The 7,693-nt window shown below is 66.7% G+C and carries 7 protein-coding genes; 6 read left to right on the top strand and 1 reads right to left on the bottom strand.

Annotated elements, in window-relative coordinates:
* Window positions 1-37 precede the first annotated feature (37 nt).
* The 6 genes from AB0M24_RS43575 (at window position 38) to AB0M24_RS43600 (ending at window position 6,242) form a co-directional block, all read left to right on the top strand.
* Window positions 38-1,411 carry a M36 family metallopeptidase gene (locus AB0M24_RS43575; RefSeq protein ID WP_363780301.1) on the top strand — a complete coding sequence of 458 codons (1,374 nt, stop codon included), beginning with the start codon at window positions 38-40 and terminating at the stop codon, window positions 1,409-1,411.
* A gap of 124 nt (window positions 1,412-1,535) precedes the next feature.
* Complete coding sequence (locus tag AB0M24_RS43580) at window positions 1,536-2,312, top strand: serine protease (RefSeq protein WP_363780303.1); 777 nt, start codon at window positions 1,536-1,538, stop codon at window positions 2,310-2,312.
* A gap of 76 nt (window positions 2,313-2,388) precedes the next feature.
* Window positions 2,389-3,285, top strand: coding sequence for a cation diffusion facilitator family transporter (locus AB0M24_RS43585; protein WP_363780305.1), 897 nt, complete (start codon window positions 2,389-2,391; stop codon window positions 3,283-3,285).
* On the top strand, window positions 3,278-3,991 hold the full coding sequence (locus tag AB0M24_RS43590; RefSeq protein ID WP_363780307.1) for a PIG-L deacetylase family protein: 714 nt from the start codon (window positions 3,278-3,280) through the stop codon (window positions 3,989-3,991). The genes AB0M24_RS43585 and AB0M24_RS43590 overlap by 8 nt, the downstream gene beginning before the upstream one ends.
* 51 nt (window positions 3,992-4,042) lie before the next feature.
* Entirely contained in the window at window positions 4,043-5,251 is a 1,209-nt protein-coding gene (gene cobA, locus AB0M24_RS43595; RefSeq protein ID WP_363780309.1) for a uroporphyrinogen-III C-methyltransferase, read from the top strand.
* Window positions 5,252-5,375: 124 nt separating this feature from the next.
* The gene (locus AB0M24_RS43600) at window positions 5,376-6,242 is read left to right on the top strand and encodes an RICIN domain-containing protein (protein WP_363780311.1); all 867 of its coding nucleotides are present in this window, start codon (window positions 5,376-5,378) and stop codon (window positions 6,240-6,242) included.
* Here the strand turns inward: AB0M24_RS43600 and AB0M24_RS43605 are convergent.
* Complete coding sequence (locus AB0M24_RS43605) at window positions 6,155-7,381, bottom strand: MFS transporter (RefSeq protein WP_363780313.1); 1,227 nt, start codon at window positions 7,379-7,381, stop codon at window positions 6,155-6,157. The genes AB0M24_RS43600 and AB0M24_RS43605 overlap by 88 nt on opposite strands.
* Window positions 7,382-7,693 lie beyond the last annotated feature (312 nt).

A 7,693-nucleotide genomic window follows, 5' to 3' on the forward strand; every position in this document is an offset into this window, starting at 1 on the left:
CTCCCCCTGCCTTGGGCCCGAAGCACTGGAGACCGACATGAGAGCGCGTCGTCTCGTCGCTGTCGCCTGCACCGCCGGCATCGCCATTTCCCTGCTGACCGTCAACGCGCAGGCCGCGGCTCCGAAAGAAGGCCTGCGGCTGCTGACGGTCAAGGACTCGCTGACCGCCACGCACACCTGGTACGAGCAGACCTTCGACGGCAAACCCGTGCTGGGTGCCTACTACGTCGAGCACGTCGACAAGGCGACCGGCGAGAAGACCGTGGACGACGGTCGCCTCGCGGTCGGGTCGGTCGACGTCACGCCGGCCATCACCGCCGAGTCGGCCAAGACGAAGTCCGCCGGTGTGCCCGAAGGGGCGAACCTCAAGGTGCTGCCCGGCACCGGCCTCGTCTACGAGGTGATCTCCGACAACGGCAAGGGATCCGAGCGCACCCTGGTGCACGCGGAGACCGGCGCCGTCGTCCGTTCCGAGAGCCTGGTCAAGCACGCCGAGGGCACCGGCAAGGTGTTCAGCCCGAACCCTGTTGTGGCGCTGCAGAACGAGAGCCTCAAGGACGGCAACGACGCCGACTCGGCGGTGCCCACCACCGCGTACAAGTCCGTCGCTGTGACCAACCTGGACAGCTCCGGGTACCTCAGGGGCGACTTCGCGTACATCACGGGTGCCACGAGCAAGCTCGCCAAGAGCAGCACCCGGAAGTTCGAGTACACCAGGCACAACCCGTTCTTCGAGCAGACCAACGCCTACTGGGGCATCACCGAGGCGCAGAAGTACATCCAGAGCCTCGGCTTCAAGAACGTCAACAACGAGAAGCAGAAGTTCACGACGCTCGGACTGACCGACGACAACTCGTTCTACGACCCGTCGAAGGACCAGATCACCTTCGGCACGGGCGGTGTGGACGACGCCGAGGACCTCGAGGTGGTGTGGCACGAGCTCGGCCACGCGATCCAGGACGCCCAGGTGCCGGGCTTCGGCTCGTCCGCGGAGGGCGGCGCGATCGGTGAGGGCTTCGGCGACTGGTGGGCGCTGATCATGGCGTCGCGCGACTCGAAGGACACGGCCACGACGCCGTTCGCGTGCATCATGGACTGGGACTCGACGTCCTACACGACCACGACGCCGCACTGCATCCGTCGCACCGACACCAACAAGACCACCGACGACAAGACCGGTGAGGTGCACGACGACGGCGAGATCTGGTCGCGCGCGCTGTTCGACATCTACAAGGCCTTCGGCCGCGAGAAGTCGGCGAAGATCGTGCTGGAGTCGCAGTTCTCGTACTCGCCGTCGACCAACTTCGCCCAGGCCGCGAACGCGACCGTCGCCACGGCCAAGAAGCTCTACGGTGACGCGGATGCCGCCACGGTCTCGGCCGCGTTCAAGGCTCGTAAAATCATCCAGTAGTCAATTGTGAAGTCGGACATGTACGACTAATGGCGGTTATGCCGCCGAATCTCCGCCCGTGACGCTGTGTGTGCCGCCGCTCGACACCGTGCACACACAGCGTCATCGGGAAGGACTGGCAGCTATGGCGAAAACCCTGCGTCGCCTGATCTTGTCCGTCGTGGTCACATCACTCGCGAGCATCTTCTTCACCGCACCGGCAGCGAATGCCGACGACGTGTCGCCGATGATCGTCGGTGGCACGCGAGCCAGCACCTCGACGTACCCGTGGGTCGTCATGCTGACGACGACCGCCAACTTCCAGTTCTGCGGCGGCACTCTCGTGAAGGCCAACAAGGTCGTCACCGCCGCACACTGCGTGAAGGGCCGCACGCCCGCCAGCACGCGCGTCGTCCACGGCCGTGACGACAAGCAGACCACCGTCGGCACCACGGCCAACGTCACCAAGATCTGGGTCCACCCGAGCTACACCACCGCGACCGCCGGCTACGACGTCGCCGTGCTGACGCTGGACCGCAACATCAGCTCGGCCACCCTGCCGCTCGCCACCCCGGCCGACACCGCCCTGTACGCGGCGGGCAACTCCGCGCTGATCCTCGGCTGGGGCACCACGTCCTCCGGTGGTTCCGCGTCCCGGTACCTGCTGAAGGCCAACGTGCCGCTGACCTCGGACGCGACCTGCAAGACCGCGTACTCGCAGTACAGCAACACCTCGATGGTGTGCGCGGGCTTCCCGCAGGGTGGCGTGGACACCTGCCAGGGCGACTCCGGCGGCCCGCTGGTCTTCGGTGGCAAGCTCATCGGTGACACGTCGTGGGGCCAGGGCTGCGCGGCGCCTCGCTACCCCGGCGTCTACGGTCGGATCGCGCCGTACTACTCGGTCATCAACGCCCAGCTCTAGTTACAACTAGCCTTTGGCAGTAGGCAAAGCTGTGCATTAGTCCACAGTGGACAAATTCAGGGTAGCGTCTTCTGCCATGGGCTTCGGGCATGGGCACGGACACGGGCACGGCCACCACACCGATCCTCAGCACACGGTGTGGTGGTCGTTCGCCGTTCTGATGGCGACGGCGCTGGTGCAGGCCGTCGTCGTGGTGTTCAGCGGGTCGGTGGCGTTGCTCGCCGACACCGTGCACAACTTCGCGGACGCGCTGACGGCGGTGCCGCTGGGCATCGCGTTCTGGTTGAGCCGCCGGGCCGCGTCGGTGCGCTTCCCCTACGGCTACGGGCGGGCCGAGGACCTCGCCGGTGTGGCCGTGGTGGCGTTGATGGCGTTCTCCGCCGTGTTCGCCGGATACGAGGCCGTGTCGCGGCTGATCGAACCCCGTGCTGTCACGGCTGTTCCGGCCGTCGCGGTGGCCGCGGTCGTGGGATTCCTGGGCAACGAGTTCGTGGCGCAGTGGCGGATCCGGGCGGGGCGGCGGATCGGTTCGGCTGCGTTGGTGGCTGATGGACTGCACGCGCGCACGGACGGCTACACGTCGTTGGCGGTGCTTGCTGCTGCGCTGGGCTCATGGCTGGGGTGGTGGTGGGTCGACCCGGTGGTCGGTCTGGCCGTCGCGGTGATGATCGGCGTCGTGCTGGTCGACGCGGGGAAGCAGGTGTTCGGGCGGTTGCTCGACGCGGCCGACCCGGTGGTGGTGGCGTCGGCGTCCGAGGTCGCGGGTGAGACGCCGGGGGTGCTCGCCGTGGAGGACGTGCGGATGCGCTGGTCCGGGCACGGGCAGCTGGCCGAGCTGACCGTGGTGGTGGCGCGCGAGACCTCTCTCGTGGAAGCGCATCGGATCGCACACGACGTAGAGCACCGTCTGCGGCATTCGGTACATCGGTTGCAGCGCGCGCACGTTCACGCGCATCCTGCGGGGCATGGCTGATCTACAAGCTGTCCCGGAAGACTGGTCGAGCGCGCTGGTCGTCGTCGCTCATCCCGATGACATGGAGTACGGCGGTGCGGGCGCCATCGCGCGATGGACTCGGCAGGGCAAGAACATCGCGTACTTGCTCGCGTGTCGCGGCGAGGCGGGCATCGACACGATGGAGCCGTCGATCTGCGGGCCGTTGCGGGTCGAGGAGCAGATCGCGTCGTGCGCGGCCGTGGGGGTCTCGGTCGTCGAGTTCCTGGACCACCAGGACGGCGTGATCGAGTACGGCGTGCCGTTGCGGCGTGACATCGCGGCGGCGATCCGGCGGCACCGGCCCGAGTTCGTGATCGTCAGCAACTTCCGCGACACCTGGCCCGGTGGCGGGTGGAACCAGGCGGACCACATCGCGGTCGGTCGTGCCGCTGTCGACGCGGTTCGGGACGCGGCGAACCGGTGGATCTTCCAGGACCTGGGCCTCGAGCCGTGGAATGGCGTTCGGTACGTGGCGGCGGCGTCCTCACCGTTGGCCACGCACGCCGTGGACATCACCGACTCGTTCGACGCTTCGGTGGCATCGCTGCGGGAGCACAAGGCGTATCTGGCTGCTCTGGGTGGGGACATGGCCGAGCCGGAACCGTTCCTGCGTCACACCGCGGAGGCCGTCGGGCAGCAGTTCGGCGGGGTGCTCGCTACCTCGTTCGAGATGCTGCAGGTGTGACCATGTTCCTTTCGGGTGGACATGGCGTGTCCGGTGTGGATGCTTCTACGCATGCCCTTTGAACAGCACTACCTGGCCGGCCTCGACCTGCGGGGCCGGCGCGTCCTCGTGGTCGGCGGAGGCACGGTCGCCCAGCGCCGCCTGCCTCGCCTGATCGCGTCCGGCGCCGCCGTGGAGCTCGTGTCGCCGTCCGTCACCCCCGCCGTGCAGGGCATGGTCGACGCGGGGGAGCTGACGTGGCATCAGAGGCGGTTCGAGCCCGGTGACGTCGAGGGCGCCTGGTACGTGGTGGCGTGCACGTCCAACGTCGAGGTCAACGCCCAGATCGGCGATGAGGCGACATCGTTGCGTGTGTTCTGCGTGCGCGCGGACATCGCCGTCGAGGGCACGGCCGTCACTCCGGCCGTGGGCACGCACGACGGTCTTGTGCTCGGCGTGCTGGCAGGTGGAGAGCACCGTCGTTCGGCTTCCGTTCGCGATGGTCTCGTGGCCGCGCTGAGGGACGGGCGGATCGCGGACCAGGCCGCCCCGCCTGTGGGCGTCGCTCTGGTGGGTGGCGGTCCTGGTGACGCCGAACTGATCACGGTGAAGGGCAAGCGTTTGCTTGCCCATGCGGACGTCGTCGTCGCCGACCGGCTGGCCCCGCGCGAGCTGCTGGAGGAACTGCCCGCGCACGTCGAGGTCGTCGACGCCGCGAAGATCCCCTACGGCCGTGCGGCGACGCAGGAGTTCATCAACCAGACGCTGATCGACCGCGCCAAGGAGGGCAAGTTCGTCGTCCGGTTGAAGGGTGGCGATCCGTACGTCTTCGGGCGCGGTTTCGAGGAGCTGCTGGCGTGCGCGGAGGCCGGCATCCCCGTGACCGTGGTGCCAGGCGTGACGTCGGCTTTCGGTGTGCCTGCATTGGCCGGTGTGCCCGTGACGCACCGAGGAGTGGCGCACGAGGTCGTGGTCGTCTCCGGGCACGTGGCCCCCGACGACCCGCGCTCTCTCGTGGACTGGCCCGCAATCGCACGCCTGCAGGGCACCGTCGTGCTGATGATGGCTGTGGAACGCGCCGGTGCCTTCGCCGCGGCGTTGATGGAAGGCCGCCCGGGTTCCACACCCGTCGCCGTGATCCAGGAAGGCTCAACGGCGTCCCAGCGCGTCTTCCGGTCCACTTTGGACTCCCTCGGGGCCGACGTGAAGCGCTGGGACGTCCGCCCGCCCGCGATCATCGTCGTGGGCCCGGTAAGCGGGATTGCTCTCGCAAATAGTTAGATAAGTTTCTTTACAAAAGCCGCGCAACCGGTGGACTCTGCACACACGCCGCCTAAGTCCACCGGTTCTTGCGGAGGCACGCATGAAACGCGCCCTGTCTGTGGCGGCAGGCATTTTGCTTGTGATGTCCGGTTTGTTCGCTTCGTCACCCGCGAGCGCCGCAACATCCCAACAGGTCTTCTGGACCTTCTACGGCTGGTACGACAACACCCCTCCGGGCGGCGACATCGCCTATCCAGGTCGCCACCAGACGGCCGGCGGCAAGGGGACCTACGACGACCCGATCACGTTCGCGACGTCCAGCAAGGAAGCCAAGCCGGGCACGATCATCTACTTCCCGCGCGTGAAGAAGTACTTCATCATGGAGGACTCCTGCTCCTCCTGTGAGCAGGACTGGAACGGCAACGGCCCCAACGGCGGCCCGAAGCTGTGGCACTTCGACGCGTGGGTCGGCGGCAAGGGCGGCAACGCCATGAACGCCATCGACTGCGAAGACGCCCTGACGAACTACCACGACGACGGCAAGCCGGTGATGGAGGAGACGATCCTCAACCCGGCGCGGAACCTGACCGTGGACCCGACGCCGATCTTCAACACCTCCACCGGCGAGTGCTACGGCGGCGCGAAGCCCAAGACCACCAACGGCGAGTACAAGAACGTCTCGACCGGCAAGTGCTTGGTCGGCGGCGCGTCCGGCTCGCAGCTGACGACGGCGGCGTGCAACGGTTCGGCGGCGCAGCAGTTCAAGTTCCACGGTGCGTTCATGGAGCAGGGTTCGCCCCAGCTGTGCACCACGCTGTCGTCGGGCAAGGTGCTGCTGAAGAAGTGCGACGGCGGGCCGGCTCAGCAGTGGTCCATCAACCCGAACAAGACCATCTCGGACATGCAGTACAACACCAAGTGCTACCGAGATGCGTCCGGCAAGGTGACCGCCGCGTCCTGTTCCGGTGACGTGGCCAAGTGGACCTTCAAGGCCGCAGCCAAGAAGTGAGTGCTTAGCGGCTTCAAGCTCAGCAGGCCGACCGTGGTGCGCAGTGCAATCGCTGCGTACCACGGTGCCAGCAGGCCGAAGTTGTCCGCTATCAAGCCGCCCAGCAGCGCGCCGACCGGTTGAACGCCCCAGGTGATCAGGGTTTGCGCGCTGCTGACGCGGCCGAGCAGTTCTGTTGGTACTGCTCGTTGTCGTAGCGCGGCCGTGGCCACGCCCCAGACTGCTGTGCAGAACGAGCTGACCATTGCGAACGCCGCGACCGTGGGGAGGTCGTGGGCGAGAGTGGCGATTCCCAGCCAGGCCAACGGGATCAGCACCACTGTTGTGGTCACCGTGTGGCGAAACCTGGCCAGTAGGCGCTCGGCCAGCAAGCCTCCCGCGACCCCGCCACATGCCAGCGTCGCGAGGAACGCCCCGAAGCCCGCGTTCGTGAGGTTCAGCCTCTGCTGGGCGAACAACACCAGTGTTGCCATCGTCATCGCGATGCACAGGTTCGTTGTCGCGCTTACGAGCGTGACGGTCCTCAGCGCCTTGTGCTTTGCCAGCCACCGCAAGCCTTCTGAGACCTTTGGTTTGCCTGGCCGTGGCCGGTGGTTCGTGCGCATCTTGGTGACCAGCACTGCCGCTATGGCGAACGTCAACGCGTTGGCCCAGAACGGTGCCGATGTGGTCGTTGCGAACAACAAGCCGCCTAGTGGTGGTCCGGCGAACTGCAATGCCACTGCCTGCGATGCGAACAGCCTGCCGTTGGCGCGCTCCAGCAGGTGGTTGTCGACTGTGGCCTTGATGAGCGGCTGTCCGACGGCTCTTGGCACGGTTTCTGCCGTGCCGATCAGGAACGCCATGCCGTACAGGAACGCTATGTGCGCGCTGTGGAACGTGGCCAGGGCGACCATTAGCCCGCATTGGATCCACAGTGCTGTCAGGAGGAGGCGGCGGTTGTCGTGGCGGTCGGCGGCTGCGCCTGCCGGGAGGGCTGCCAGTAGCCAGGGGAGGGCGCCGAAGAAGCTCACGCCTGCGATCAGTTTTGGGTCTTGGGTTTGTGTTGCGGCCAGTAGTGGGAGTGCTGCTAGGAAGATTCCGTCGCCTAGTGCTGAGATGCTGCTGCCGGACCACAGCAGGTACCAGTTCCGCCCCATGCCGCACTCTAGGCGCACACCTCGCGTTGGCCGTCCCCCTGTTGCGTTGGCGGCTGGCGGTTTCGTGTCCGTAGGTGGTGCTGTTGCTTAGGTCTCTGGCGGTTGCTTTCTGGGGCTCCGCCCCAGACCCCGCCAATCTGATCAAAGACCCACCAGCGCCGCTCGCGGGTTGATGGCACGCCTGTTGCTTTGGGCGGCTGCCGGTTGCGTTTCTGGTTGCGTTGGTGGGGTGGGTCCCGTCACGAGTCGTGGCTGATCGTTGGCCACACCAGAGCCGGGGTGTCAAACGGACACGCTTTTCGTCCGTTTGAC

It is taken from the genome of Lentzea sp. NPDC051838, assembly GCF_040681245.1.
Lineage (GTDB): Bacteria > Actinomycetota > Actinomycetes > Mycobacteriales > Pseudonocardiaceae > Lentzea.

What these genes read in the sequence shown, in the direction of transcription:
- AB0M24_RS43575 (WP_363780301.1), top strand. Translation starts at nt 38, where the DNA reads ATGAGAGCGCGTCGTCTCGTCGCTGTCGCCTGCACCGCCGGCATCGCC.
- AB0M24_RS43580 (WP_363780303.1), top strand. Translation starts at nt 1,536, where the DNA reads ATGGCGAAAACCCTGCGTCGCCTGATCTTGTCCGTCGTGGTCACATCA.
- AB0M24_RS43585 (WP_363780305.1), top strand. Translation starts at nt 2,389, where the DNA reads ATGGGCTTCGGGCATGGGCACGGACACGGGCACGGCCACCACACCGAT.
- AB0M24_RS43590 (WP_363780307.1), top strand. Translation starts at nt 3,278, where the DNA reads ATGGCTGATCTACAAGCTGTCCCGGAAGACTGGTCGAGCGCGCTGGTC.
- cobA (WP_363780309.1), top strand. Translation starts at nt 4,043, where the DNA reads ATGCCCTTTGAACAGCACTACCTGGCCGGCCTCGACCTGCGGGGCCGG.
- AB0M24_RS43600 (WP_363780311.1), top strand. Translation starts at nt 5,376, where the DNA reads ATGTCCGGTTTGTTCGCTTCGTCACCCGCGAGCGCCGCAACATCCCAA.
- AB0M24_RS43605 (WP_363780313.1), bottom strand. Translation starts at nt 7,381, where the DNA reads ATGGGGCGGAACTGGTACCTGCTGTGGTCCGGCAGCAGCATCTCAGCA.